Origin of the sequence: Streptomyces sp. WMMC1477, assembly GCF_027460245.1 — a bacterium.
GTDB lineage: Bacteria > Actinomycetota > Actinomycetes > Streptomycetales > Streptomycetaceae > Streptomyces.
Map to the genome: position 1 here is coordinate 150,955 of NZ_JAPZBD010000003.1, position 25,523 is coordinate 176,477.

Genomic DNA, 25,523 nt, shown 5'->3' on the forward strand with positions numbered 1-25,523 from the left:
TCACCGGCGCCTCCCCGCCGAGCCGCTGCGGCCGCGTCCGGTGCGGGGGCCGCCCGGGCGGGACGCGGTCGCGGCGGCGGCCCCGGCGGGGGCGACCTCCGCGGGCTCCGCGTCGGCCGGGGCGTCCCCGGTGTCCACCGCGTCCTCGGTCCCGTCCTCCTCCGCGGCGTCCCGGTCGTCGTCCTCGCCCTGATCGGCCTTGGCGCGCTTGGAGAGGACCCGGCGGTCGTGCCGCCTGACCTCGGGCTGGCCCTTCTTGAGGTCGACGACGATCGGGGTGGCGAGCATGATCGACGAGTAGGTACCAGCGGCGAGCCCCACGAACAGCGACAACGCGATGTCCTTGAGCATGCCGCCGCCGAGCAGCCCGGCACCGATGATCAGCAGGCCGCCGACCGGCAGCAGGGCGACCACCGAGGTGTTGACCGAACGGATCAGCGTCGCGTTCAGGCCGCGGTTGGCGAGCTCCGCGAACGTCCAGCGGTTCTGTTTGTTGAGCGTGCGGGTGTTCTCGTTGACCTTGTCGAAGACGACCACGGTGTCGTAGAGCGAGTAACCGAGGATCGTCAGGACGCCCACCACGGTGCCCGGAGTGACCTCGAAGCCCACGAGGGCGTAGACGCCGACGGTGATGACGAGGTCGTGCAGGAGCGCGGCGAGGGCGGCGAGCGCCATGCGCCACTCGAAGGTGATCGCCAGGTACACGCTGACGAGCACCAGGAAGATCACCATGCCGGTGAGCGCCTTGCTCGTCATCTGGTCGCCCCAGCTCGGGCCGACCAGCTCCGCGTTCAGGTCACCGGCCTCCAGGCCGAGGTCCTGGGCCAGCTCACCGCGGGCGGCGTTGGAGGTCTCGGTGTCCAGGCCCGTGACCGTGATGCGCAGGGCGTCGTTGCCGAGCCGCTGCACCCGGGCGTCGTTGCCCGTCGCCTCCTCGGCCATCGTCCGGGCGTCCTCGATGGACACCTTGGTCGGCGGCGTGGTGAAGACGGCGCCGCCCTGGAACTCCACGCCCATGAACAGGCCCTTGCCGCCCAGGCCGGCCAGCGAGATGGCGATCAGGACGAGGGAGACCAGGTACCAGATCCTGCGCCGGCCCACGAAGTCGTAGGCGGCCTCGCCGCGGTACAGCTTGGCACCGAGTTCGCCGATGCGGGACATCTCAGGCCTCCTTCGGCTCGGCCGTGGTGGACGGCGCGCGACGGCGCCCGCGGATGGGCGGCTGGGCTCCCAGCCGCTTCGGGTCCAGCCCGGACCAGCGGTGGCCGCCGGCGAAGAAGGGCCGGGCCGCGAGGATGCTCGTGAGCGGCTTCGTCAGCAGGAAGACGACGAGGACGTCGAGCAGCGTCGTCAGGCCGAGGACGAACGCGAAGCCCTGGACCGAGCCGACCGCGGCGAAGAACAGCACCACGGCGGCCAGGAACGAGACGACGTCCGAGATCAGGATCGTGTGCCGGGCCCGGGGCCAGGCCCGCTCGATCGCCGGCCGGATGGAGCGGCCCTCGCGGACCTCGTCCCGGATGCGTTCGAAGTAGACGATGAACGAGTCGGCGGTGATGCCGATCGCCACGATGGCGCCGCAGACGGCCGGCAGGCTCAGCGCGAAGCCGATGGCCGGGCCGAGCAGCGACATGATCACATACGTCAGACCGCCCATGGCGAGCAGGCTGGTGATCGCGACGAGCGACAGCGCCCGGTAGTAGAAGAACAGGTAGACCACGACGAGGGCGAGCCCGATGGCACCGGCGATGAGCCCGGCCTTGAGCTGCTCGCCGCCCAGAGACGGCGAGATCGTGAGGACGTTGGCCTCCTCGAACGTGATCGGCAGCGCACCGAACTTCAGCACGTTGGCCAGGTCCGCGGCGGAGTCCTGGTTGAAGCTGCCGGTGATCTCCGCCTGGCCCCCGGCGATCCGCGAGGACACCGACGGTGCGGAGACGACCTGGCCGTCCAGGGTGATGGCGAACTGGTTCTGCGGCTGCGGCAGCGCCGAGATGCGGCCGGTGACGTCGGCGAACTTCTTGCCGCCGCCGTCCGTGAAGTCCATGGTCACGAGCCAGATGCCGCGCTGCTGGTCGAAGACGGCGTTCGCGTCGTCGACCTGGGTGCCGGGCACCTCGACGGGACCGAGCACGTACGCGTAGGCGCCGTCCTGGTCACAGGCGACGACCTGCTCGGAGGGCTTGGCGGCGGCCACGGCCTGGCTGGCCTTGGCGCGGCCCTCCTTGGTGGCGCAGTCGAGCTTCTGGAGCTGCTGCATCAGGGCCGCGGCGCCCTCGTCCGGCGTGGGGGGCTCCGGGGACTCCTCGGGCTTCTTCTCGGGGTCCTTCTCGCCGTCGGCGCCCTCCTCGCCCGCGTCGGCGGTGGCGCTCGGGCCGGGCGAGGGCGACTCCTCGGCCACCGGGCCGAGCCGGCCGCCCTGGGCCTCGGGCTGGTTCGACTCCCCGGCGTCCGCGGAGGGCGTGGCCTCGGGCTTCTCCTCGCCCGTGGCACCGTCGTCCTTCGGCTTCTCCTCGCCGTCGGCGCCCTCGTCCTTCGGCTTCTCCTCGGTGGCGCCGTCCCCGGTCTCCGGCGACTCGGCCGGGTCCGGTACGGGCGCGCCGGCGGGCACGGCGTTCAGCACGGCTCGGAAGCCCAGCTCGGCGGTGGTGCCGACCTGCTCCCGGGCCTGCTCCTCGTCCGTTCCCTTCGGGATGTTGACGATGATGTTGCGGTCACCCTGGGTCTTGACCTCGGCCTCGGACACGCCGAGCCCGTTCACACGGCGCTCGATGATCGAGACCGCCGTGTTCATGTTGGCCTCGTTGACCGCGCTCTTCTTGCCCGGCCGGTCCACGGCCGCGAGGGTGATGCTGGTGCCGCCGGCGAGGTCGATGCCCAGCCGGGGTGTCGTCGCCCCCGCGAGGAACATCCCGCCCGTGAGGACGGCGGTCAGCGCCAGCATGAGCGTCAGCGCCCGCCACGGTTTCCCCTGCACCCCAGGGACCCTCCGGCGCTTCTTCGGTGTTGCCACCTTGTCGTTTCTCCCTGTCCGGCCGCCCGCGCGCGGTGGTCGCCGCGTGGCGCGCGAAGTGGTGTGCGAACGTGCGTCGCCGCCGGACCGGTGGGCCCGGCGGCACGGGGGCCTACTTCTTCTGGCCGTCCTCGCCGTCGCGCTCGGTGTCCTCGGGCTCCCCGTCCGCGTTGTCGGCGGGGGCCGGGCCGCTCTCCTTGCTGAGCCCGATCTTTCCATCGCCGTCCTCGTCGGCGGAACCCACCGGACCGGTCAGGGTGGAGGCGTCGTCGGGCACCACCGGGGCGTCGTCGCCCTCGGCGTGGGCACCGTGGACGATGCGGTCGAACTCCTCGCCCTCCAGCACCGCGCCCACCGCGTTCTTGGCGTAGAGGGCGTGCATGCCGGGGGCGACCTCGAGGGTCACCGTGTCGTCGCCGACCTCCTTGACCCGCGCGTACATGCCGCCGATGGTGCGCACACCCGTACCCGGCTGCATCTGATCACGCATCTGCATGGCCTGCTGCTGCTTCTTCTTGGCCGATCGCGTCATCAGGAACATGAAGCCGATCAGGATGAGGAGAGGAAGGAGAAATGCGATATCCACGGCGGAAGAATGTCCTTTGCAGGGTCGCGAGCGACCTGGGGGGTGTATGAGGATGGGTGCGCCGGCCACAGGGACGGCATCGGCGGAGTCTAAGGGAGGCCCCACCGGTGGAACAACGTCCAGCATGGCACCCCGGTTCCGCGAACCACGAATACCGGGCCCTCCCGCTGCCGGATATCCGGGGAAGAACCGCCACCGAAACCGGTTACGGGGGCCGGCCGCCGCTTCACCCGTCCTGACGCGCTGCGGCGCCCGGGGCGACGTCAACCGTCGAACAGCCCGCCCTGACCGGGAGGGGTGGCCGGGGACCCGGCGGCGGGTGTGGGCGGGGTCAGACCCAGGTGTGCCCAGGCGGCCGGGGTCGCGACGCGGCCGCGGGGCGTACGGGCGAGGAGGCCCTCCCGCACGAGGAAGGGCTCGGCGACCTCCTCGACGGTCTCCCGCTCCTCCCCCACCGCCACGGCCAGTGTGGAGACGCCGACGGGCCCGCCGTTGAACAGCTTCAGCAGTGCCTGCAGCACCGAGCGGTCCAGCCGGTCCAGACCGCGCTCGTCGACCTCGTACACGGCCAGGGCCTGGGCGGCGATCTCCCGGGTGATGACGCCGTCGGCCTTGACCTGGGCGTAGTCGCGCACGCGGCGCAGCAACCGGTTGGCGATGCGCGGGGTGCCGCGCGAGCGGGAGGCGATCTCGGCCGCGCCCTCGGCGTCCGCCTCGACCTCCAGCAGTCCCGCCGAGCGGTGGAGGACGCGCTCCAGCTCGGGGCGCTCGTAGAACTCCATGTGCGCGGTGAACCCGAAGCGGTCGCGCAGCGGCGGCGGCAGCAGCCCGGCCCGGGTGGTGGCGCCGACCAGGGTGAACGGCGGCAGCTCCAGCGGAATGGCGGTGGCCCCGGGCCCCTTGCCGACGACGACGTCGACCCGGAAGTCCTCCATCGCCATGTACAGCATCTCCTCGGCGGGCCGGGACATGCGGTGGATCTCGTCCAGGAAGAGCACCTCGCCCTCCTGGAGGGAGGAGAGGATCGCCGCGAGGTCGCCCGCGTGCTGGATGGCGGGGCCGGAGGTGATCCGGATGGGGGCGCCCATCTCGGCAGCGATGATCATGGAGAGGGTGGTCTTGCCGAGCCCGGGGGCACCGGAGAGGAGCACGTGGTCCGCGGTGGCGCCGCGCTGCCGGGCGGCGCGGAGCACGAGGTCGAGCTGCTCGCGCACCTTGGGCTGACCGACGAACTCGGTGAGCGTCTTCGGCCGCAGGGCCGCCTCGACCGCGGTGTCGTCGGTGTCGGCGCCGGCCCCGACGAGCCGCTCGCCGCCGTGCGGCGCCCCCTCGCCCGACGGCTCCTGGCCGTGGTCCTGTGCGCTGTGGTCGTCCCAGGTCATGCTCGGATCTCTCGTCGGGCCTCGGCGGCGGGCGCGTCAGCGGGTGCGGTTCATGGTCTGCAGGGCCGCCCGCAGCAGCACGGCGACCTGCGGCCGGCCTCCCCCGGCCGACTGCTCGTCGGCCAGCGGGGCCACGGCGGAGACGGCCTCGTCCGCCTCGCGGGCGGCGTAGCCGAGACCGAGCAGCGCGGAGTGGAGCTGGTCCCGCCAGGGGGCCCCCGCCGCGGCTCCGGCGGCGGGGGCCGGAGGCGCTCCGACGGGGGCGCCGAGCCGGTCCTTCAGTTCCAGCAGCAGCTTCTGCGCCCCCTTCTTGCCGATGCCGGGCACCGCCGTGAGGGCCTTCTCGTCCCCCGCGGCCACCGCGCGGCGCAGGGCGTCGGGACGGTGGACGGCCAGCATGGCCTGCGCCAGCCGGGGGCCGACGCCGCTGGCGGTCTGCAGGAGTTCGAACACCTGGCGTTCGTCGTCGTCCGCGAAGCCGTAGAGGGTGAGGCTGTCCTCCCGGACGACGAGCGAGGTGGCCAGGCGCGCCTCCTCGCCCGTGCGGAGCCCGGCCAAGGTGGCGGGCGCGCACTGGACGGCCATGCCGACGCCGCCGACTTCGATGACGGCGGTGTCCGGCGCGAGGGCGGCCACGGGTCCCTGGACGAACGCGATCATCGGCGGGGGCCTTTCGGTGAGTGCGGGAGCGGCGCTGGGCGCGGGGGCGCGGCGTGCAGCCGCCGGGCCTGCTGGAGGCGGCCCAGCGCGGGGGCGCGCCAGATGTGGCAGATGGCCAGGGCGAGGGCGTCGGCGGCGTCGGCGGGCCGGGGCGCCTCGGACAGCCGCAGCAGCCGCGTCACCATGGCACCGACCTGGGCCTTCTCGGCCCGGCCGCTGCCGGTGACGGACGCCTTGACCTCGCTGGGGGTGTGCAGGGCGACCGGCAGGCCGCGGCGGGCGGCGCACAGCATGGCGACGGCGCTGGCCTGGGCGGTGCCCATGACCGTGCGCACGTTGTGCTGGCTGAAGACCCGCTCCACGGCGACGGCCGTGGGCCGGTGCTCGTCGAGCCACTCCTCCAGCCCGCGCTCGATCTCCACCAGACGCCGCGGCACCTCGGCCTCGGCGGGGGTGCGGACGACGCCCGCCGCGACCATCGTCAGCGGCCGGCCCGCCGTCCCCTCGACGACGCCCACGCCGCACCGCGTGAGCCCCGGGTCCACGCCGAGCACGCGCAACGCGCCACACCCCTCTCGTACGTCGGCCCCGGTGCATCCCCGGTGGATCTCCGTCGGCTGTACGGCAGGTTATCCGCCGCCTCCGACAACGCGGCGGGCCGCACCGGGGAGTGTCGTCATCCCCGGTGCGGCCCCTCGTGCGGCAGGCTCGGTTCCCCGGCCGTCAGGCGTCGACCTTGGCCATGACGTCGTCGGGGACGTCGAAGTTGGCGAAGACGTTCTGCACGTCGTCGCTGTCCTCCAGCGCGTCGATCAGCTTGAAGATCTTCTTCGCGCCCTCCTCGTCGAGCTCCACCTGCATGGTGGGGACGAAGTTGGCGTCCGCGGAGTCGTAGTCGATCCCGGCCTCCTGGAGGGCGGTGCGCACCGCCACCAGGTCCGTCGCCTCGCTGAGCACCTCGAAGGACTCGCCGAGGTCGTTGACCTCCTCGACGCCCGCGTCGAGCACGGCCCCGAGCACGTCGTCCTCCGTCAGCTCGGCCTTGGGCACGACGACGACGCCCTTGCGGTTGAAGAGGTAGGCGACCGAGCCCGGGTCCGCCATGGAGCCGCCGTTGCGCGTCATGGCGACGCGGACGTCGGACGCGGCCCGGTTGCGGTTGTCCGTCAGGCACTCGATCAGCACGGCGACGCCGTTGGGGCCGTAGCCCTCGTACATGATCGTCTCGTAGTCGGCGCCGCCCGCCTCAAGGCCGGCGCCGCGCTTGACCGCGCTGTCGATGTTCTTGTTGGGGACCGACTGCTTCTTCGCCTTCTGGATGGCGTCGTAGAGCGTGGGGTTGCCGTCCGGGTCCGCCCCGCCCATCCGGGCCGCCACCTCGATGTTCTTGATCAGCTTGGCGAAGAGCTTGCCGCGCTTGGCGTCGATCACGGCCTTCTTGTGCTTGGTGGTTGCCCACTTACTGTGGCCGGACACAGCCTCGCTCCTTCACAGTCACCAACAGGTTCCAACGCGCCGATCCTACCGTCAGCGCGTCAATGGGCCGCGCGCACCATCGCGGTGAACAGCTCGTGTACCCGGTGGTCGCCGGTCAGTTCGGGGTGGAACGACGTGGCCAGCAGGTTGCCCTGGCGCACCGCCACCGGGTGGCCGTCGATCCGCGCGAGCGTCTCCACGGCCGCTCCGGTGGACTCCACCCAGGGCGCCCGGATGAACACGCCCTGCACCGGGCCGCCGGCGACCCCGGTCATGTCGAGGGCCGCCTCGAAGGACTCGTTCTGCCGCCCGAAGGCGTTGCGGCGCACGATCATGTCGATCCCGCCAATCGTCTCCTGGCCGGAGCGCGGGTCGAGGATCTTGTCGGCCAGCATGATCATGCCGGCGCAGGAGCCGTAGGCCGGCAGGCCCTGCCGGACCCGCTCGCGCAGCGGCTCCAGCAGGCCGAAGACGTGGGCGAGCTTGTACATGGTGGTGGACTCGCCGCCCGGTATGACCAGGCCGTGCACCGCGGCCAGCTCCTCCGCACGGCGGACGGGGCGCGCCGTGGCACCGGCGCCGTCGAGGGCGGCCAGGTGCTCGCGGACGTCGCCCTGGAGGGCGAGGACGCCGATGTGGGGATTGCTCACGGGATACCTCTCTGACGAGCGGCGGGCGGCCGGGGCCGTTGGCCCGGGCCGCCCGGTCAGGCTGCGGTGGTCACGACACGGAGGCCGGGACGGGTGTCACCAGCCGCGGCTGGCGTAGCGCTCCGCCTCGGGGAGGGTGTCGCAGTTGATGCCGACCATGGCCTCGCCCAGGTTGCGGGAGGCGTCGGCGACGATCTTCGGGTCGTCGAAGAAGGTGGTGGCCTTGACGATGGCGGCGGCACGCTTGGCCGGGTCACCGGACTTGAAGATGCCGGAGCCCACGAAGACGCCCTCGGCACCGAGCTGGCGCATCAGCGCGGCGTCGGCCGGGGTGGCCACGCCGCCGGCGGAGAACAGCACGACGGGCAGCTTGCCCAGCTCGGCGACCTCGGCGACCAGCTCGTAGGGGGCGCGCAGCTCCTTGGCCGCGGCGTAGAGCTCGTGGTTGTCCAGGCCCTTCAGCCGGGCGATCTCGCCCTTGATCTGACGCATGTGGCGCACGGCCTCGACGACGTTGCCGGTGCCGGCCTCGCCCTTGGAGCGGATCATGGCCGCGCCCTCGGCGATGCGGCGCAGGGCCTCGCCCAGGTTGGTGGCACCGCAGACGAAGGGCGTGGTGAAGGCGAACTTGTCGCTGTGGTTGACCTCGTCGGCCGGGGTGAGCACCTCGGACTCGTCGATGTAGTCCACACCGAGGGCCTGGAGGACCTGGGCCTCCACGAAGTGGCCGATGCGGGACTTGGCCATCACCGGGATGGAGACGGCGTCGATGATGCCCTCGATCATGTCCGGGTCGGACATGCGGGCCACGCCGCCGTCCTTGCGGATGTCGGCCGGGACGCGCTCCAGCGCCATGACGGCCACCGCGCCCGCGTCCTCGGCGATCTTCGCCTGCTCGGGCGTGACCACGTCCATGATCACGCCACCCTTGAGCTGCTCGGCCATACCGCGCTTGACGCGTGCGGTGCCGGTCTCGGGGCCGGTGGATGTGCTGGGAGACGTGCTGGACACGGTTGACCTCACTCGACGTTCAAAGGCGACAGAAACGGCAGCGGATGACGGGGGCCCGTATACCGGGCTTTGGCGGCATACAGTCCGACGGACCCATCGTAGGCCCGCCGCCCTGCTCACCCGGATCGGCCACGAAGTCCACTTCGCGACCGATCATGCTCCACGATTGATAAAACCCTGCCGCCAGGTGACCGGCAAAGGTCCAATCCGGCGACAGTGGCCCGGTCCGCCGTCAGTGGCCCGGTCCGCGGTCGGTGCCCGCCGGGCCGCGTTCAGCAGTCCGGTCCTCGCCGTTCGCCCGGTCCACCAAGGCCTGCGGCGGCTCGTCGTCCATCTCGAAGGCGAGCGGGAACGGCGCGTGCCCCGCGAGGCGGAACCAGCGGACCGTGCGGTGCCGCCGCAGCGCCCGCGCGGCCCGGACGGCGTCGTTGTGGAAGCGGCGCGCCATCGGCACCCGGCGGACCGCCTCGGCCAGCTCCGCGGCCGACTCCTCGCCCCCGGGCACCCCGCGCACCGCGGCCACCGGCTCCGCGTCGCCGAGCACGGCCCGCAGCGCCTGGCTCAGCTCGCTCTCGGCCACCTCCCGCTGCTCCTCCGGGGCCGAGCGGGCGTCATGGGCGCTCTGGTAGAGGAGCATCGAGGCGGCGGGGTCGAACACTCCGGCCGTGGCGATCTCCTGGGCGATGGAGGCCCGGCGCAGCAGCTGCGCGTCCAGCGCGGCCCGGGCCGCGTCGATGCGGGCGTGGAGGCGGTCCAGCCGGCCGGCCGTCCAGCTCAGGTAGACGCCGACGAGCACCAGCGCGACGGTGGTCCAGATGATCCAGGCGAGGGGAGTCACGGGGGCTCACCCTATCCGCCCCTATCCGCGGAGCCGGAAGGTGCGGGGCCGTTCCTCCGCGGCCACGGCGCCCGCCCCCTCGGTGACCGTCTCGTAGACGGCCAGGATGTCCGCGCCCACCGTCGTCCAGTCGAAGCGGCGCACGTGCCGGCCCGCCCGCTCGGTGAGCTCGCGGCGGCGCCCCTCGTCCGCGAGGAGGGCGACCGCGCCGCGGGCTAGGGCGTCGGCGTCCTCGTTCGCGAAGACCTCACCCGCCCGGCCGCCGTCGAGCACCTGCACGAAGGCGTCCAGGTCGCTGGCCAGCACCGGGGCGCCGGCGGACATCGCCTCGACGAGGATGATGCCGAAGCTCTCCCCCCCGGTGTTGGGGGCGACGTAGACGTCGACGCTGCGCAGGAGCCGCGCCTTGTCCTCGTCGCTGACCATACCGAGGAACTCCACCCGGTCCCGCAGGCCGGGCGGCAGCCCGGCGACGGCCTCCTTCTCGTCCCCCCGGCCCGCGACCAGCAGCCGGGCCCCGGGGCGGGCCTCAAGGATGGCGGGCAGGGCGCGCATCAGCACGGGCAGCCCCTTGCGGGGCTCGTCGATGCGGCCGATGAAGCCGATCGTCTCGCCCTGCCACTCCGCCTTCGGCTCGGCGTCGGCGAAGAACCCGACGTCGACGCCGTTGGGAATGACGACGGCGTCCCCGCCCAGGTGCTCCACCAGCGTGCGGCGGGCGTACTCGCTGACCGCGATGCGCGCGCTGATCTTCTCCAGCGCGGGCTGCAGGATCGGGTAGGCCGCGATCATCGCCCGCGAGCGCGGGTTGGAGGTGTGGAAGGTGCCGACGATCGGTCCCCGGGCCGCCCAGCAGGCCAGCAGGGCCAGCGAGGGCGCGGCCGGTTCGTGGATGTGCAGCACCTCGAAGTCGCCGTCGGACAGCCAGCGGCGCACGCGCGCGGCCGACAGCAGCCCGAAGTTGAGCCGCGCCACCGAGCCGTTGTAGGGAACGGGCACGGCCCGGCCGGCGGAGACGACGTAGGGCGGCAGCGGGGTGTCGTCGTCGGCCGGAGCGAGCACCGACACCTGGTGGCCGAGCCGGATCAGATGCTCGGTCAGGTCCCGGATGTGGAACTGCACGCCCCCGGGGACGTCCCAGGAGTACGGGCAGACGATGCCGATTCTCACCGGTGCTCCGATCCGGGGCGCTCGGCGGCGGACGCGGGCAGGTCGGCGAGCCACAGCCGCTGGAGCATGTGCCAGTCCTCGGGGTGGGCGGCGATGGCCTCGGCGAAGGCGTCGGCGAGGTGCTGCGTCATGACGGCGGTCCGTTCCTTCCTCGTGCCTTCCTCCGGCACCTGGACCGCGGGGTGCACCCGGCACTGCAGCACGGGCGAGTCGTCGAACCAGAGGCTGGCGGGGAGCAGCACGGCGCCGGTCTGCTGGGCGAGCAGGGCGGGACCGGCGGGCATGCGGGCCGTCTCGCCGAAGAACTCGACCTCGACGCCGGAGGCGGACAGGTCGCGGTCGGCGACGAGGGCGACGACGCCCCCGGCCCGCAGCCGCCGGGCCAGCACCCCGAACGGGGTACCGCCGTCGTGCGGGAGCACCTCCATGCCCAGCGACTCACGGTAGGCGACGAAGCGGTCGTAGAGCGACTCCGGCTTCAACCGCTCGGCCACGGTGGCCAGCGGCGCCTTGAGATGGGTGGTGACCCAGGCACCGGCCAGGTCCCAGTTGGCCAGGTGGGGCAGGGCCAGGACGACGCCCTGGCCGCGCTCCAGCGGATCGGTGAGCCGGTGGAGGTCCTTGACCTGTATCCCGTTCGCGATCCGCTCCTCGCTCCAGGCGGGAAGCCTGAAGCTCTCCATCCAGTAGCGCAGGTACGAGCGCATGCCCGCGCGGGAGAGCTCGGCGAGCCGCTGCGGGGAGGCGTCCGGCACCACCCGGGCCAGGTTCGCCTCCAGCTGCAGCACCCCCCGGCCGCGGCGCTTCCAGGCCGTGTCCGCGACGCGCTGCCCGAGCCGGACGGCCGCGCCCTCCGGGAGCCGCTTGACGGCGGCCCAGCCGAGCCCGTACAGCCCGTCGGTGAGCCGTTCCCTCATGCCGGGTTCCCCCTCGACTGCTCCGTGCCGTTCGCCGCCGGGTGGGCGGACCCGGCGGGCCCGCCCGCTCCGTCCGCCCCGGTCCCGTCCGGCGCGCCGGTCCCGTCCGGCGCGTCCGCTCCGGCGGCGGCGTCGGCCTCCGCGGCCTCCCGGCGGACGGTCACCATCCGCTGCACGAGCGTGATCAGGCTGCCCACGGCGACGATCCACAGCGCGAGCGGCAGCAGGACGTCGATGTGCGGGACGCCGAACGTCGACAGGCCGGCGAGACCGGTCAGGACGAGGGTGATCACCAGCCGCTCGGCGCGCTCGACCAGCCCGTTGACGTTCACCGGCAGGCCGATGCTCTCGCCGCGGGCCTTGGTGTAGGAGACAACCTGCCCGCTCGCGAGGCAGAAGAGCGCCACCGCGCACAGCAGCAGGTTCTCGCCGTCGCCCGCGTACCACAGCGCGAGGCCGCCGAACACGGCCGCGTCGGCGACCCGGTCCAGCGTGGAGTCCAGGAACGCGCCCCAGCGGCTGCTGCGGCCCAACTGCCGCGCCATGTTGCCGTCGACGAGGTCGGAGAAGACGAACAGCGTGATGGTGACGACGCCCCAGAAGAACTCTCCCAAGGGGAAGAACACCAGGGCACCGGCCACCACACCCGCCGTGCCGACGAAGGTGACCGCGTCAGGACTCACCCCCCACCGCAGCAGCAGCGCGGCGAACGGGGTCAGGACACGCGTGAAGAACGCACGCGCGTACTTGTTCAGCATGGTCGTCCCGGAGGTCGGTGCGGGCCCGGCGGCCTCCTGCCACCGGCCGACCCATCGTAGTCACGCCGGGCGCCCCCGGGACGCCCGGATCACCCTCGGTACCGACCGGTAGCGCCCGGGGCGGGAGTACGCCGTATGGACGCGGGGTGATCCCGGTGCAAAGCTCGAACTGCACCGCGGACAGCACGCTGCCGACCTTCGAGCTGAAGAGGCGGGATGTCATGGCCGACAAGGCGCGTACACCCTCAGGAGCCCCCCGCGGGGCGAGGGCGGCCGACCACCCCAGCGCACTGCGCAACGTGGTGCTGGTCGGCCCCAGCGGATCCGGGAAGACGACGCTGGTCGAGGCCCTGGCCCTGGCCTCGGGAGCCGTGCAGCGAGCCGGGCGGGTGGAGGACGGGGCGGCCTTGTCGGACTACGACGCCATCGAGCACCGCCAGCACCGCTCGGTGCAGCTGTCGCTCGTGCCGCTGGAGTGGGACGGCATCCGGATCAACGTCCTCGACACTCCCGGGTACGCGGACTTCGTCGGGGAGCTGCGGGCCGGGCTGCGGGCGGCGGACGCCGCCCTCTTCGTCGTCTCGGCGGCGGACGGCGTCGACGCGGGCACCCGGCTGATCTGGCAGGAGTGCGCGGACGTCGGCATGCCCCGGGCCATCGTCATCACCCATCTGGAGGCATCGCGCGCGGACTTCTCGGAGATGACGCGGCGCTGCCAGGAGGCCTTCGGCGGGGACGACCCGGACGCCGTCCTCCCGCTCTACCTGCCGCTGCACGGGCAGCCCGGCGCCGACGGCCACGCCCCGGTTCAGGGCCTGTACGGGCTGCTGTCCCGCCGGGTGTTCGACTACTCGGGCCGAGAGCGCGTCGACCGGGCCCCGGACGACGGCGAGGGCCCGGTGATCGAGGAGGCGAGGAACCGCCTGATCGAGGGCATCATCGCCGAGAGCGAGGACGAGACCCTCATGGACCGCTACCTGGGCGGCGAGAACGTCGACGTCACGACGCTCGTCTCGGACTTGGAGAAGGCCGTGGCCCGCGGAGCGTTCCACCCCGTCCTGGCCGCGGCGCCCGCCGCGCCCGGCGCCCGGCACGGGCTGGGCACCCTGGAGCTGCTGGAGCTGGTCACCGGCGGCTTCCCCACGCCCGAGGAGCATCCGCTCCCGGCGGTCACCTCCCCGGACGGGGCCCCGCGCCCCGCGCTGCGCTGCGACCCCGCCGGGCAGCTGGCGGCGGAGGTCGTCAAGACCACCTCCGACCCGTACGTCGGCCGGATCTCGATGGTGCGGGTCTTCTCGGGCACCCTGCGGCCCGACAGCGTCGTCCACGTCTCCGGCCACGGGCTGGCCGACCGCGGCCACGAGGACCACGACGTCGACGAACGCGTCGGCGCCCTCACCTCCCCCTTCGGGGCGCAGCAGCGCACCCTGGCCCACGCCGTCGCCGGGGACGTGGCCTGCGTGGCCAAGCTGACCCGGGCCGAGACCGGCGACACGCTCTCCGGCAAGGACGACCCGCTGCTGATGACGCCCTGGCGGATGCCCGACCCACTGCTGCCCGTGGCCATCCGGGCCCACAGCAAGGCCGACGAGGACAAGCTCTCCCAGGGACTGGCCCGGCTCGTCGCCGAGGACCCGACGATGCGGCTGGAGCAGTCCCCCGCCACCCACCAGATCGTGCTGTGGTGTCTGGGCGAGGCCCATCGGGACGTGGCGCTGGAACGGCTGCGCTCGCGCTACGGGGTGCGGGTGGACACCGAACCGCACCGCATCGCCCTGCGGGAGACGTTCGCCGCGCCGTCCTCGGGGCGTGGGCGGCACGTCAAGCAGTCCGGCGGGCACGGGCAGTTCGCCATCTGCGAGATCCGCGTAGAGCCGCTGCCGGTGGGCACCGGCATCGAGTTCGCCGACAGGGTGGTGGGGGGCGCCGTGCCACGGCAGTTCATCCCCTCGGTGGAGAAGGGCGTGCGGGCGCAGGCCGCGAAGGGGGGTAACGACGGGCCATCCGCTGGTGGACGTGCGGATCACGCTCCTGGACGGCAAGGCCCACTCGGTGGACTCCTCCGACGCCGCGTTCCAGACCGCCGGCGCCCTCGCCCTGCGCGAGGCGGCGGCCGCCGCGTCGATCCATCTCCTGGAACCCTACGCGGAGCTGACGATCCAGGTGCCGGACGACTACGTGGGAGCGGTCCTGAGCGACCTCGCGGGGCGCCGGGGGCGAGTCCTCGGCACCGAGCAGAGCGACGGCTCCACCACCCTGGTGCGGGCGGAGGCGCCCGAACTGGAGATCAGCCGGTACGCCGTGGACCTGCGCTCCCTCTCCCACGGCAGCGGCCGGTTCGCCCGCGCCTACGTCCGGCACGAGGCCATGCCCGGACAGATCGCGGACAGGATCCGCGAAGCGGAGGAGAACGGGGGCTGAGCACCGATACCCTGACACTCCGACAGACGTTTCGCGGCCCGGTCCGGCGGGGATCGGGTCGGTGGCCCGGCGCGGACAGGAGTGGGGGCACGTGTGGCAGGGTTCGACGACCACAAGCACGGCGTGGAGGTGGACTTCAGTCCGGGTGCGCAGGTCCCGCTGAGCGGCGGCTCAGGGCAGACGACGACCACCTACGCCCTGGCCTCGGCCGCCTACCGGGACGGCCCGGTGACCGATCTCGTCAAGGCCAACGAGGCCACGAAGGTCAAGGAGCCGAAGCTCTCGCTGTTCGAGCCCAATCTCGGCGAGGCCTTCTCCCGTGCGGTGCGGGTGCGGATGCTGGGCGGCGGCCGCGCCGCGCTCATCCAGTCCTTCGGCACCGACGCCATGACCGTCGTCGACCACTGCCTGGCGGCGGGCCGTATCCGCAAGGCGCGCGACGCCAAGCTGACGCTGGTGATGGCCGTCTGCGGGCTGCTGTTCCTTCCCGGCGTGCTGCTGTGGCTCGCCGGCTTCCAGCTGCGCCGCACCATGGCCGGGGCGCAGAACCGCCGCGCTGGCGCACTGGGGGTGGCCGCGCTGCTGGCCTTCGCCGCACTCGTCCTGGTGGTGGGGGTCGCGCTGCCGGTAGGGGGCCTCCTCGGCCTCTACCTGCTCGCCATGCTCGCCGCTCCGGTGGTCGGCTGGCTGTGGGCGAAGCGGATCTGCGAGACGTACGCCAAGGACCTGCGCGGCTTCTGGTCCTCCCTGCTGGGGGGCGGCGGGGTCGGCGCCCGCATCCCGGAGGCCGTCCCGCAGAACCCGAACGACCGGGAGGCGGAGAAACTGCGCCAGGCGCTGACCAAGGTCGCGGCCGAGCAGAACAGCAACGTCGTCTTCTACGCGGGCCCCAAGGGCATACTCGGCATGGGTACCCGCTGGGGCAGCTGGCACCTCGCGGAGGACCTCAAACCCGCCGCGGGCATGGACGACATCAACCCGTTCCGCAGCTGGGACGTCGTGCGGGCCATCGAGGCCAAGCTGCGGCTGCTGGAGCGGACCCCGCTGCACACCGGCGGCTTCCCCACGCCCTCGATACGGCACTGGATCGTCTCCCCCGTGGGCGAGGGCGCCTCGGCCGTCTCCCGGCCGGACGGGCAGGAGGTGGAGTCCTTCCAGGTGAAGGACTTCGAGATCCAGCGGATCTGCAACGAGCAGCAGTTCGGCAGCGGCAGCCGGCACTACCTGGGGGTGCAGTTCGTCCTGTGGGACGGCCAGCTCATCCTCACCATGATGATCACCGTGACGGTGCTGCACCACACCCTGCGCATCGAGGTCACCGGCCACGCCCTCGGCCCGGTGCACCCGCTGTTCACGACCAAGCCCTCGCCGAAGTCGAAGGAGGTCGCCCGGTCCGTCAAGTTCTGGGAGACGAAGTCGGTCCCGCTGCCGCTGGTGGAGACCAAGGAGGTCGTCCGGCTGGCGGCCCGGGCGCCGCTGACGTGGTTCCCGCCGGTGCTGGACTTCCTCGGCGGCAAGCTCACCCTGCCCGAGCCGTTCGGGCTGCGCCACACCTGGGCCAACCAGCCCTGGCGGCACCGCTTCATGGCCGACGACGCCCTGCGCGCCGCCACCCCCGTACTGCGCGTCGTGCACGCCGCGGCGATCAAGGTGCTGGAGGAGAACGGCGTGGACACCGAGAAGTTCGGCGCCCGCTCGGCCTTCCTCAGCGGGCAGGTGCAGGCCCCGGCGCCCGGCAACGCCGACCAGTACACCGTCTGACCCCGCACGAGGGCTGGGGGCGCGTGGCCCGCGTCAGCTCGCGGGCCACGCCTCGGCCAGCATGCGCCGGGTGTCGGCCAGCAGCTGCGGCAGGACGCGGGTGTGGCCCACGACGGGCATGAAGTTCGTGTCCCCGCCCCAGCGCGGCACCACGTGCTGGTGCAGGTGGGCGGCGATACCCGCACCGGCCACGGTGCCCTGGTTGAGTCCGATGTTGAAGCCGTGCGCGCCCGAGGCCTTGCGCAGGGCCGTCATGGCCCGCTTGGTGAACTCGGCCAGCTCGGCCGTCTCGGCCGTCGTCAGCTCGGTGTAGTCCGCTACGTGCCGGTAGGGCACGGACATGCAGTGACCGCCCGTGTACGGGTAGAGGTTGAGCACGGCGTAGACGTGCTCACCGCGGGCGAGGACCAGCCCGTCCTCGTCGCTCTTCTCCGGGATCACGCAGAACGGGCACCCGTCGGAGGGCTCCGGGCCCGAGGGCTTGTTCTCGCCCTGGATGTACGCCATCCGGTGCGGCGTCCACAAGCGCTGGAAGGCGTCCGGCGCCCCTACCCCGATCTGCTGTTCCGGCTCGCTGCTCATGCGTGCCAGCATATGGCGTACCCGCCGCTCGGCGTGTCGCCGGGCCCGGGGGCCGCCTGCGGCCACCGGAGCAGCCCGGCCCGCCACGGCCGTGGGGCCCCGTCGCAGGCGACGGGGCCCCACGGGCCGGCTGCGTTCGGCGCTCTCGCCGGGCCGGTGCGCGCGGTCAGACCTGTGCGCGCTCGGCGACGACGCGGGCGATCTCCGCGAGGGCCTCCTCGCGGGGGATGCCGTTCTTCTGCGAGCCGTCGCGGTAGCGGAAGCTGACGGCTCCGTTCGCGATGTCCTCGTCACCGGCGATGACCATGAAGGGGACCTTGGCCTTCTGGGCGTTGCGGATCTTCTTCTGCATCCGGTCGGCCGAGGAGTCCACGTCCACGCGCAGGCCGCGCTTCCTCGCCTCGGCGGCGAACTCCTCCAGGTAGGGCACGTGGTCGTCGCCGATCGGGATGCCGACGGCCTGGACGGGCGCCAGCCAGGCCGGGAAGGCACCGGCGTAGTGCTCCAGCAGGACGGCGAAGAACCGCTCGATGGAGCCGAAGAGGGCGCGGTGGATCATCACCGGACGCTGCCGGGAGCCGTCGGCGGCGGTGTACTCCAGCTCGAATCGCTCCGGCAGGTTGAAGTCGACCTGGATCGTGGACATCTGCCAGGTCCGGCCGATGGCGTCCTTGGCCTGGACGGAGATCTTCGGGCCGTAGAAGGCGGCGCCGCCCGGGTCCAGCACGAGCTCGAGCCCCTGTTTCTCCGCCGCTTCCCGCAGCGTCCGGGTGGCCTCCTCCCAGTTCTCGTCGGAGCCGATGTACTTCTCCGGGTCCTTGGTGGACAGCTCCAGGTAGAAGTCCTCCAGGCCGTAGTCGCGCAGGAGGTTGAGCACGAAGGTCAGCAGCGAGTCCAGCTCGTCCGCCATCTGCTCCTTGGTGCAGTAGATGTGCGCGTCGTCCTGGGTGAAGCCGCGGGCGCGGGTCAGGCCGTGTACGACGCCGGACTTCTCGTACCGGTACACCGTCCCGAACTCGAACAGCCGCAGGGGCAGTTCGCGGTAGGAGCGCCCCCGGGCGTCGAAGATCAGGTTGTGCATGGGGCAGTTCATCGGCTTGAGGTAGTAGTCGTGTACCTCGTCGAGCTTCATGGGCGGGTACATGCCGTCGGCGTACCAGTCCAGGTGCCCGGACTTCTCGAAGAGCTGTCCCTTGGTGGCGTGCGGGGTGTAGACGAACTCGTAGCCCGACTCCTCGTGCCGGCGCCGCGAGTAGTCCTCCATGACGCGCCGGATGATGCCGCCGCGCGGGTGGAAGACGGCCAGGCCGGAGCCGATGTCCTCCGGGACGGAGAACAGGTCGAGCTCGGCGCCGAGCTTGCGGTGGTCGCGCTTCTCGGCCTCGGCGAGGAACTCCAGGTGCTCCTTCAGCTCGGCCTTGGAGGGCCAGGCCGTGCCGTAGATGCGTTGGAGCTGCTTGTTCTTCTCGCTGCCCCGCCAGTAGGCGGCGGCGGACCGCATCAGCTTGAAGGCCGGGATGGTGCGGGTGGTGGGCAGGTGCGGACCGCGGCAGAGGTCCTTCCAGCACAGTGCGCCGGTCTTGGGGTCGAGGTTGTCGTAGATGGTCAGCTCGCCGGCGCCGACCTCGGCGGACGCGCCCTCGGCCGCCTCGGCCGCCGAGCCCTTGAGCCCGATCAGCTCCAGCTTGTACGGCTCGCCGGCGAGCTCCTCGCGGGCGTCCTCGTCGCTGGTGACGCGGCGCGAGAAACGCTGACCGCGCTTGATGATCTCCTGCATCTTCTTCTCGACGCGCTTGAGATCGTCGGGGTGGAAGGGCTGGTCGACGTCGAAGTCGTAGTAGAAGCCGTCCCGGATGGGCGGGCCGATGCCGAGCTTGGCCTCGGGGAAGAGCTCCTGGACCGCCTGCGCCATGACGTGGGCGGTGGAGTGCCGCAGGATGTCCAGACCGTCGGGGCTGGAGATCTCCACGGGTTCGACGGTCTCGCCGTCGGCCGGCTCGTAGGCCAGGTCCCGCAGCTGTCCGCCGACACGGGCGGCGACGACGGTGCGCTCGCCCTCGAAGAGCGCGGCGGCCGTCGTGCCCGTGGTCACCACGCGCTCTTCCCACTCGGAATCGCGTTGGATGTTCACACGGACGTCGGACACCGGAACTCTCCCTTGGCTGTGCGGGCCCGCCGGGCGGGCGCCCGGACGGACCCGAATCGTACCGAGCCCGCGGGGTGCGGCGCGAAACGGATTCCGGCGGCGTCCGCGAGGCGGCGGCACGGGGTGCCGGAAGAACACGAAAGCCGGTCCGCGGCTGCGCCGGACCGGCTGGTGTGGAAGTGGGCGATACTGGGTTCGAACCAGTGACCTCTTCGGTGTGAACGAAGCGCTCTCCCACTGAGCTAATCGCCCCCTGTGCCCTGCGGCACGGAGAGAACCATACAGGCGGCTTCCGGCTTCCACCAAACCGGAATACACCGCCCGGGCGCCCCGCACGGCGCGGACACCACGAGCCCGGAAACGACTGGTTTCCGGGCCCGGGCAACGCGGTGGGCGATACTGGGTTCGAACCAGTGACCTCTTCGGTGTGAACGAAGCGCTCTCCCACTGAGCTAATCGCCCGCGGTGCGGCGCCAACACTACCCCATCCCGGTCGGCCCGATGACCATGGTCGACGTTGGGCGGCGAGAGCGCGGACACGCAGCGTGACCAGCGCGCGGCCCCCGCCCCGGGGGCGCGTTCACCGGGTTGGACGAACCCCCACAGGGGCCGATCCGCTAGGCGAACGACTTGAAGCGGAACAAATCGGTCAGAGGGGTTTACAACCGGCTGGTAGGTGGCATGTCGATTTCGCCGACGTGCGAACCCCCGAGCGCACACTGAGCGAAAGGCCCTGGCGCTTATGAACACCACGGTCAGCTGCGAGCTGCACCTGCGCCTCGTTGTATCGAGCGAGTCCTCCCTGCCTGTACCCGCGGGCCTGCGGTATGACACGGCCGACCCCTACGCCGTGCATGCGACCTTCCACACCGGTGCCGAGGAGACCGTCGAGTGGGTTTTCGCCCGCGATCTCCTGGCCGAGGGCCTCCACCGCCCGACCGGTACCGGCGACGTCCGCGTGTGGCCCTCCCGAAGCCACGGGCAGGGCGTCGTGTGCATCGCCCTCAGTTCGCCGGAGGGCGAGGCCCTGCTGGAGGCCCCAGCACGGGCCCTGGAGTCGTTCCTGAAGCGGACCGACTCCGCCGTGCCCCCCGGCACCGAACACCGTCACTTCGACCTCGACACCGAGCTCTCGCAGATCCTCGCGGAGAGCTGAGCCCCTCAACCTCCGTGCCGTCCGACTCGGGGCGACGGCCCGGACTCCTCACCCACGCGGTACGCCGATGCCGCCGCCACGGTCACGTGGTGGCGGCATCGGCGTGTCGGGAACCAGCTAGAGTCTCCGGGCGATGACGCAGCGGCATCGCCGTCGCGTCCGACGGGCGATGACGGACGATGGAAGCAGACCTGAACACCGGCCTGGGGAGCGACCGACCGTGCTGATCAACCACGACACCCGGCACGCTCTCGACGTGGTGGTCGACCTGCTCAACACCGCGCCCGACACCGGCCAGGCCGACACCCTGCGTGACGTCGACGAGCTGCGGGCCTACGTGCGGCGTAACCACTTCAGCGGGGTCGACGAGCTGGACGACAAGGACGTGGCGGCCGTCCGGCACGTGCGGGAGCAGCTGGGCCTGATCTTCGAGGCGCCCGACGTGCGCACCGCGTCCGAGCTGATCAACGCGCTGGTCGCGCAGGCGGGCACCACGCCGCAGCTCACCGATCACGACGGGCACGACTGGCACGTCCACTACTTCGCACCGGGCGCCTCCGTGGCCGACCACCTGGCGGCCGACGGCGGCATGGCGCTGGGCTTCCTGCTCGTCGCGGGCGAACGGGAGCGGCTGCGGCGCTGCGCCGCGCCCGACTGCCGCCGGGCGTTCATCGACCTCTCCCGCAACCGCTCCCGCCGCTACTGCGACAGCCGCACCTGCGGCAACCGGCTGCACGTCGCCGCCTACCGCGCGCGGCAGCGCGAGTCCGCGGGCGGCTAGCGGCCGGCACCGGCGCGTTCGGGGCATGGGCGGCTCAGAGCACGAACAGGTCGTGCACAGCGGTGATCAGCAGCAGCGCGCCGATGACCGCGAGGAACAGCATCAGCGGCGGCTGCGAGAGCGCGAAGAGACAGCCGCGCCGCTCGGGCACGGGTCTGCCGGACGCGGCGCGCTGCTCGGGGGACTCGGGTGGAGCGGTGTGGGCGGTGCCCGGCGGGAAGTACGGCATCTCGCGGCGATCATGGCGCAGCGGCAGGCCGTGCGCGGGTCAACACGCCCGGTGAGTGGGGCAGTTCGTCAGATCCCGTGCTTCTTGAGGATGGCCTCGATGTCCGAGAAGTCCTCACCGCCGTCCGGCTTGGACCGCGCGCCGTCCCGGCGGCCGGAGACCGCGGGCGGGGTACGCCCGGCGTCCTGCCCCGTGCCGGCGCCGCGCTCCGGGACCTCGACGGCGTGCCGGCGCGCGGTGCGCGCCCCGGCGAGCCGGGCCACGACGTACAGCACCACGGACAGCGCCAGCACGGCGAAGCCGACCCACACCTCCGGGTCCATGACGAGGTCCGCGGCCCAGGAGCCGATGGACCGGGCGATGTCGCCGAACATGCCCAGCAGGCCGGACAGCGCCAGACCGATCGGCAGCAGCGAGACGGCCGCGAGCCGGGTGGCGGCGACGAAGCGGCGGCGCCAGGCGGTCAGGAAGGACACGGCCAGGCCGGCGGCGGAGAGTGCGGCACACACGGTCAGCGTCAGCATGTATCCATCCTGCACCCCGAGGGAACGGCGAGGCCATGCCCGGCTGAGAGACTGGGCCCATGACTGACACCCCGGCGGCCCCCGCCGTCCTCGACGCCTGGTTCGATCTGCAGTGCCCCGACTGCCACACCGCGCTGGGGGACGTCGACCGGCTGCGGGAGCGGTACGGGGCGGAGCTCGAGATCCGGTTCCGGCACTTCCCCCTGGCGAAGAACAAGCACGCGTACGCGGCGGCGCAGGCCGCCGAGGAGGCCTTCGAGCAGGGGCACGGCGAGGAGTACCTCCGGGCGCTGCTGGCCCGCACCGCCGAGCTGCGCGAGCGGGGCGAGCCGGTGCTGCTGGAGGTGGCCGCGGCCGTGGGCGTCGACGGCGAGGAGATCGAGACGGCGCTCATCGACGGCCGCCACCTGCTCGCGGTCGACGCCGACCAGGCCGAGGGCAAGGCACTGGGTGTCACGGGGACGCCGACGTACGTGACCGGGGGCGAGCGGCTGGACGGCGGCCGGAGCCAGGAGGGCCTGCGCGAGCGCGTGGAGACCATCGCGGACCGGCTGCTGGGTGCGGCCCAGGGCGGCTGAGACGGCCGCGGAACCGGACGCGGGCCCGCCCGCCCGGGACGTTCGACCCGTGGCCTCTCGGGCGAAGCAGGGGCCGCGGGCCTATCGGAGCTCCTTGCCGAAGTGGAGCCGGGTGGGCCGGAAGCCGAAGGAGGCGTAGAGGCCGCGGGCGACCGCGTTGGCCGTGCGGACGTTGAGCGTGAGCAGCGGCGCCCCGGCGGCCAGGCACGCGTCCTCGGCGAGGTGGAGCAGGGTGCGGCCGTGGCCGCGGCCCCGGTGCTCGGGCGCCACCCTGACCGTGTACAGATAGCCGCCTCGCGTGCCGGGCCTGTTCAGCCCGAGCCACAGCCAGCCGACGTCCTCGCCCTCGTGGGCCAGGACGCGCAGCACGGCCCCCGCCGTGGCCGGCCCCTCGGGCAGCAGGGCGGCGTAGTCGCGCTCGGCCCGGGCCGCCGCCTCCGCCGCCGGGAGCCCCTCCTCCTGCCAGGTGCGGGCGTGGTCCGAGCGCTCGGCGGGCCGCCAGCGGGCGAAGTCGGCGTCCGACATGGGACGGGCGGCGCTGCCCGGAGGCAGCGGCGGGGGCTCGCCGGGCTCCTTGGCCAGACAGCGGTGGCCCTCGCGGTAGCCGAGCGCCACCGCGAGGCGGCGGGCGGCCTCGGCCGCGGCGGGCATCTCGCAGTGGACGCGGCGGCAGCCCCAGCCGCGCAGGATCTCCTCGGCGGCCAGAGCGGCCACGGTGGCCCGGCCGCGCCGCCGTTCGGCTGGCTCGACCGTGAGGTCCCGCAGGTGTCCGAGGGCCCGCGGCGCAGCCTCGGCGGCCAGCCGGAGACGGCCGACGGGCCGCCCGTTGACGCAGACGGCGTAGGTGCGCGAGCGGCCGCCGTCGGCCGCCCGCTCCTCGGCCCCGGTGGGGCGCAGCGTGGTCGTCATCGCCGTGTTCTACCCGCTCGCGGCGCCGGCCGCACCCCTCACGGGTCGAGATCGGCGCCGGAGCGCTCCTCGAAGGTGCGCATGGCCTCGGCCGTGACGGGCCCGGGGGCGCCGGGCAGCTCGCGGCCGTCGACGCGGCGGACGGCCTGCACGTCGCGCAGCGAGGAGGTCAGGAAGACCTCCTCGGCGCGGTCGAGGGCGTCGAACGGGAGGTCGGCCTCCTTGGCGCCGCTCCACTCCACGACGAGGGCGCGGGTGATCCCTGCCAGGCAGCCGGAGCTCACCGGCGGGGTGAACAACTCGCCGTCGAGGACGACGAAGACGTTGGAGCCGGTGCCCTCGCACAGGGCTCCGGCGCTGTTGGCGAACAGCGCCTCGGAGGCCGCGGCCCGGTGGGCGTGGGCCAGGGCGACGACGTTCTCGGCGTAGGAGGTGGTCTTGAGCCCGGTGAGGGCGCCGCGCTCGTTGCGGACCCAGGGCACCGTGACGGCGGCCGTGGTGTCCGGGCGGCGCCGGACCTCCCCGATGGCGACGACGAGGGTGGGGCCCGCCTGGCCGCGGTCGGAGCCGAGCGGGGAGAAGCCGCCGGTGTAGGTGATCCGGAGCCGGCCGAGCTCCACGGGGTTGGCCTCGAGCACGGCGGCGCAGGCGCGGCGCACCTCGTCGTGGTCGGGGTCGGGCAGGCCCAGCCCCCTCGCGGACCGGGTCAGCCTCTCCAGGTGCCGGGTGAGGGCGAAGGGGCGGCCCCGGAGGGCCTTGACCGTCTCGAAGACGCCGTCCCCGACGGTCAGCCCGTGGTCGAAGACCGACACCCGTGCGCTGTCCGCGTCCCGCAGCCTGCCGTCCAGCCAGATCAGCGTCACGGCCTACCTCCCACCTCGACGTGCTCGTGTGCCCCAGACGCTACCGCCAGCAGCCGGTGCGCCTTGAGTTCCGTCTCCGCCCACTCGCCCTCCGGGTCCGATCCCCAGGTGATCCCCGCCCCGGTCCCGAAGCGCAGGACGGGGCCGCCGGGTGCATCGCGGTCGATCCAGAAGGTGCGGATGCCCACGGCCAGCTCGCCGGTGCCCCGGTCCGCGTCAACCCAGCCGAGGCCGCCGCAGTAGGGGCCGCGGGGCGCCGGTTCCAGCGCGCGGATGACGCGCAGGGCGCTGGACTTGGGCGCGCCGGTGACGGATCCGGGCGGGAAGGTGCGGGCGAGCAGCTCGGCCCAGCCCGCTTCCCCGGCCAGTTCGCCGCGGACCGTGGAGACCAGGTGGACGAGCCCGGGGTGCTCCTCCACGGCGCAGAGCGCGGGGACGGTGACGCTGCCGGGGGCGCACACCCGTCCCAGGTCGTTGCGGACGAGGTCGACGATCATGACGTTCTCGGCGTAGTCCTTCTCCAGGAGGCCGTCCGGCGTGTGGGCGGTGCCCTTGATGGGGCCGGAGTGAACGATGCGGCCGGTGCGGCGCAGATAGAGCTCCGGGGAGGCGGTGGCCACCTCCACGCCGTGGGACGGCAGCCGGACGACGCCCGCGTGGGGCGCGGGGTTGCCGAGGGCGAGGCGGGCGCCGAGCGCGTCGATGTCGGCGGCGCCGGCTTCGGGAAGCGGGGCGCTCAGGACGCGGCACAGGTTGGCCTGGTAGACGTCGCCGGCGGCTATGTGCTCGCGGATGCGGCGCACGGCGGCGACGTAGGCGGCCCGGTCGAGGGAGGACGTCCAGCTCTGGCGGTGCGGGCCGCGCCAGGAGCCCGCCGGCGGCGCGCCGGGGTCGGGGCGCACGTCGCCGAAGCGGGCGCAGAGCAGCCGCCCTTCGAAGTCGGCTACGACGGCCCACCAGCCCCGGGAGTCCAGCGCTTCGGGGTCGTCGGTGACATCCCGCAGGTCGGAGGCGATGAGGCCGCCGAAGCGGGCGAGTGGAGCTGAATCGAGCACGTCTTCGAGTCTAGGACGGGCACGGTGAGTGAACGGAATTTGAGCTGGCCCGGGAAT

General features: G+C 72.9%; 24 protein-coding genes, 2 tRNA genes and 1 pseudogene. 5 read left to right on the top strand and 22 right to left on the bottom strand.

Annotation, left to right across the window (positions count from 1 at the left end; translation table 11 throughout):
• The 13 genes from secF to pgsA all read right to left on the bottom strand — a co-directional run bounded on the left by secF (window position 1) and on the right by pgsA (window position 12,461).
• Window positions 1-1,161 carry a protein translocase subunit SecF gene (gene secF, locus O7609_RS01100; RefSeq protein WP_269733031.1) on the bottom strand — a complete coding sequence of 387 codons (1,161 nt, stop codon included), beginning with the start codon at window positions 1,159-1,161 and terminating at the stop codon, window positions 1-3.
• Between the two features lies 1 nt (window position 1,162).
• Complete coding sequence (gene secD / locus O7609_RS01105; protein WP_269742931.1) at window positions 1,163-3,013, bottom strand: protein translocase subunit SecD; 1,851 nt, start codon at window positions 3,011-3,013, stop codon at window positions 1,163-1,165.
• A 112-nt stretch (window positions 3,014-3,125) separates the two neighbouring features.
• Window positions 3,126-3,599: a preprotein translocase subunit YajC gene (gene yajC / locus O7609_RS01110; RefSeq protein ID WP_269742932.1), complete on the bottom strand. Its 474-nt coding sequence runs from the start codon at window positions 3,597-3,599 to the stop codon at window positions 3,126-3,128.
• Window positions 3,600-3,862: 263 nt separating this feature from the next.
• The gene (gene ruvB / locus O7609_RS01115) at window positions 3,863-4,981 is read right to left on the bottom strand and encodes a Holliday junction branch migration DNA helicase RuvB (RefSeq protein ID WP_269733034.1); all 1,119 of its coding nucleotides are present in this window, start codon (window positions 4,979-4,981) and stop codon (window positions 3,863-3,865) included.
• Between the two features lie 36 nt (window positions 4,982-5,017).
• The gene (ruvA, locus tag O7609_RS01120; protein ID WP_269733035.1) at window positions 5,018-5,641 is read right to left on the bottom strand and encodes a Holliday junction branch migration protein RuvA; all 624 of its coding nucleotides are present in this window, start codon (window positions 5,639-5,641) and stop codon (window positions 5,018-5,020) included.
• A complete protein-coding gene (ruvC, locus tag O7609_RS01125) occupies window positions 5,638-6,201 on the bottom strand; it encodes a crossover junction endodeoxyribonuclease RuvC (protein WP_269733036.1) in 564 nt (187 codons plus the stop codon). Before ruvC ends, ruvA begins: the two co-directional genes overlap by 4 nt.
• A gap of 163 nt (window positions 6,202-6,364) precedes the next feature.
• A complete protein-coding gene (locus O7609_RS01130) occupies window positions 6,365-7,117 on the bottom strand; it encodes a YebC/PmpR family DNA-binding transcriptional regulator (protein ID WP_269733037.1) in 753 nt (250 codons plus the stop codon).
• Between the two features lie 59 nt (window positions 7,118-7,176).
• Window positions 7,177-7,767: a pyridoxal 5'-phosphate synthase glutaminase subunit PdxT gene (gene pdxT / locus O7609_RS01135; RefSeq protein WP_269733038.1), complete on the bottom strand. Its 591-nt coding sequence runs from the start codon at window positions 7,765-7,767 to the stop codon at window positions 7,177-7,179.
• Window positions 7,768-7,863: 96 nt separating this feature from the next.
• Window positions 7,864-8,778 carry a pyridoxal 5'-phosphate synthase lyase subunit PdxS gene (gene pdxS, locus O7609_RS01140; RefSeq protein ID WP_308119112.1) on the bottom strand — a complete coding sequence of 305 codons (915 nt, stop codon included), beginning with the start codon at window positions 8,776-8,778 and terminating at the stop codon, window positions 7,864-7,866.
• Window positions 8,779-9,010: 232 nt separating this feature from the next.
• Window positions 9,011-9,616, bottom strand: coding sequence for a hypothetical protein (locus O7609_RS01145; RefSeq protein ID WP_269733039.1), 606 nt, complete (start codon window positions 9,614-9,616; stop codon window positions 9,011-9,013).
• Window positions 9,617-9,637: 21 nt separating this feature from the next.
• Window positions 9,638-10,786 (bottom strand): glycosyltransferase family 4 protein, encoded by a 1,149-nt coding sequence (locus O7609_RS01150; RefSeq protein ID WP_269742933.1) that lies wholly within the window; start codon window positions 10,784-10,786, stop codon window positions 9,638-9,640.
• Window positions 10,783-11,703 (bottom strand): phosphatidylinositol mannoside acyltransferase, encoded by a 921-nt coding sequence (locus tag O7609_RS01155; RefSeq protein ID WP_269733041.1) that lies wholly within the window; start codon window positions 11,701-11,703, stop codon window positions 10,783-10,785. Before O7609_RS01155 ends, O7609_RS01150 begins: the two co-directional genes overlap by 4 nt.
• Window positions 11,700-12,461, bottom strand: coding sequence for a phosphatidylinositol phosphate synthase (pgsA, locus tag O7609_RS01160; protein WP_269733042.1), 762 nt, complete (start codon window positions 12,459-12,461; stop codon window positions 11,700-11,702). The genes O7609_RS01155 and pgsA overlap by 4 nt, the downstream gene beginning before the upstream one ends.
• Window positions 12,462-12,682: 221 nt before the next feature.
• Between pgsA and O7609_RS01165 the strand changes: the two are divergent.
• Window positions 12,683-14,882 (top strand): annotated as a pseudogene (locus O7609_RS01165) (elongation factor G-like protein EF-G2).
• Between the two features lie 93 nt (window positions 14,883-14,975).
• Window positions 14,976-16,643, top strand: coding sequence for a hypothetical protein (locus tag O7609_RS01170; protein ID WP_269733043.1), 1,668 nt, complete (start codon window positions 14,976-14,978; stop codon window positions 16,641-16,643).
• Between the two features lie 33 nt (window positions 16,644-16,676).
• On the opposite strand, the gene O7609_RS01175 is transcribed toward O7609_RS01170, so the two are convergent.
• The 4 genes from O7609_RS01175 to O7609_RS01190 all read right to left on the bottom strand — a co-directional run bounded on the left by O7609_RS01175 (window position 16,677) and on the right by O7609_RS01190 (window position 19,833).
• Window positions 16,677-17,237, bottom strand: a complete 561-nt coding sequence (locus O7609_RS01175; RefSeq protein ID WP_269733044.1) for an HIT family protein — start codon at window positions 17,235-17,237, stop codon at window positions 16,677-16,679.
• 154 nt (window positions 17,238-17,391) lie between these two features.
• The gene (gene thrS / locus O7609_RS01180) at window positions 17,392-19,371 is read right to left on the bottom strand and encodes a threonine--tRNA ligase (RefSeq protein ID WP_269733045.1); all 1,980 of its coding nucleotides are present in this window, start codon (window positions 19,369-19,371) and stop codon (window positions 17,392-17,394) included.
• A gap of 180 nt (window positions 19,372-19,551) precedes the next feature.
• Window positions 19,552-19,623, bottom strand: a tRNA-Val gene (locus O7609_RS01185).
• A 138-nt stretch (window positions 19,624-19,761) separates the two neighbouring features.
• Window positions 19,762-19,833, bottom strand: a tRNA-Val gene (locus tag O7609_RS01190).
• Window positions 19,834-20,113: 280 nt separating this feature from the next.
• On the opposite strand from O7609_RS01190, the gene O7609_RS01195 reads away from it, so the two are divergent.
• Window positions 20,114-20,527 carry an SsgA family sporulation/cell division regulator gene (locus O7609_RS01195; RefSeq protein ID WP_219089995.1) on the top strand — a complete coding sequence of 138 codons (414 nt, stop codon included), beginning with the start codon at window positions 20,114-20,116 and terminating at the stop codon, window positions 20,525-20,527.
• Window positions 20,528-20,747: 220 nt separating this feature from the next.
• Window positions 20,748-21,308: a CGNR zinc finger domain-containing protein gene (locus O7609_RS01200; RefSeq protein ID WP_269733046.1), complete on the top strand. Its 561-nt coding sequence runs from the start codon at window positions 20,748-20,750 to the stop codon at window positions 21,306-21,308.
• 34 nt (window positions 21,309-21,342) lie between these two features.
• Here O7609_RS01200 and O7609_RS01205 read toward each other — a convergent pair whose 3' ends face one another.
• Both O7609_RS01205 and O7609_RS01210 read right to left on the bottom strand, forming a co-directional pair.
• Complete coding sequence (locus O7609_RS01205) at window positions 21,343-21,537, bottom strand: hypothetical protein (protein WP_269733047.1); 195 nt, start codon at window positions 21,535-21,537, stop codon at window positions 21,343-21,345.
• 68 nt (window positions 21,538-21,605) lie between these two features.
• Window positions 21,606-22,061: a hypothetical protein gene (locus O7609_RS01210; protein ID WP_269733048.1), complete on the bottom strand. Its 456-nt coding sequence runs from the start codon at window positions 22,059-22,061 to the stop codon at window positions 21,606-21,608.
• Between the two features lie 59 nt (window positions 22,062-22,120).
• On the opposite strand from O7609_RS01210, the gene O7609_RS01215 reads away from it, so the two are divergent.
• Window positions 22,121-22,639 carry a DsbA family protein gene (locus O7609_RS01215; RefSeq protein ID WP_269733049.1) on the top strand — a complete coding sequence of 173 codons (519 nt, stop codon included), beginning with the start codon at window positions 22,121-22,123 and terminating at the stop codon, window positions 22,637-22,639.
• Window positions 22,640-22,720: 81 nt separating this feature from the next.
• Here O7609_RS01215 and O7609_RS01220 read toward each other — a convergent pair whose 3' ends face one another.
• From O7609_RS01220 to O7609_RS01230, 3 genes are read right to left on the bottom strand one after another with little or no spacing between them, the layout of a single operon-like run.
• A complete protein-coding gene (locus O7609_RS01220) occupies window positions 22,721-23,548 on the bottom strand; it encodes a GNAT family N-acetyltransferase (RefSeq protein WP_269733050.1) in 828 nt (275 codons plus the stop codon).
• Between the two features lie 38 nt (window positions 23,549-23,586).
• Window positions 23,587-24,405 (bottom strand): aminotransferase class IV, encoded by an 819-nt coding sequence (locus O7609_RS01225; protein ID WP_269736964.1) that lies wholly within the window; start codon window positions 24,403-24,405, stop codon window positions 23,587-23,589.
• A 2-nt stretch (window positions 24,406-24,407) separates the two neighbouring features.
• The gene (locus O7609_RS01230) at window positions 24,408-25,466 is read right to left on the bottom strand and encodes a chorismate-binding protein (RefSeq protein WP_269733051.1); all 1,059 of its coding nucleotides are present in this window, start codon (window positions 25,464-25,466) and stop codon (window positions 24,408-24,410) included.
• Window positions 25,467-25,523: the final 57 nt, after the last annotated feature.

Bases quoted from the DNA above. Each gene is read 5' to 3' on its own strand.
- O7609_RS01220 (WP_269733050.1), bottom strand. From the start codon at position 23,548: ATGACGACCACGCTGCGCCCCACCGGGGCCGAGGAGCGGGCGGCCGAC.
- O7609_RS01210 (WP_269733048.1), bottom strand. From the start codon at position 22,061: ATGCTGACGCTGACCGTGTGTGCCGCACTCTCCGCCGCCGGCCTGGCC.
- ruvA (WP_269733035.1), bottom strand. From the start codon at position 5,641: ATGATCGCGTTCGTCCAGGGACCCGTGGCCGCCCTCGCGCCGGACACC.
- ruvB (WP_269733034.1), bottom strand. From the start codon at position 4,981: ATGACCTGGGACGACCACAGCGCACAGGACCACGGCCAGGAGCCGTCG.
- O7609_RS01215 (WP_269733049.1), top strand. From the start codon at position 22,121: ATGACTGACACCCCGGCGGCCCCCGCCGTCCTCGACGCCTGGTTCGAT.
- O7609_RS01155 (WP_269733041.1), bottom strand. From the start codon at position 11,703: ATGAGGGAACGGCTCACCGACGGGCTGTACGGGCTCGGCTGGGCCGCC.
- pgsA (WP_269733042.1), bottom strand. From the start codon at position 12,461: ATGCTGAACAAGTACGCGCGTGCGTTCTTCACGCGTGTCCTGACCCCG.
- O7609_RS01175 (WP_269733044.1), bottom strand. From the start codon at position 17,237: ATGCTGGCACGCATGAGCAGCGAGCCGGAACAGCAGATCGGGGTAGGG.
- secF (WP_269733031.1), bottom strand. From the start codon at position 1,161: ATGTCCCGCATCGGCGAACTCGGTGCCAAGCTGTACCGCGGCGAGGCC.
- O7609_RS01205 (WP_269733047.1), bottom strand. From the start codon at position 21,537: ATGCCGTACTTCCCGCCGGGCACCGCCCACACCGCTCCACCCGAGTCC.
- O7609_RS01195 (WP_219089995.1), top strand. From the start codon at position 20,114: ATGAACACCACGGTCAGCTGCGAGCTGCACCTGCGCCTCGTTGTATCG.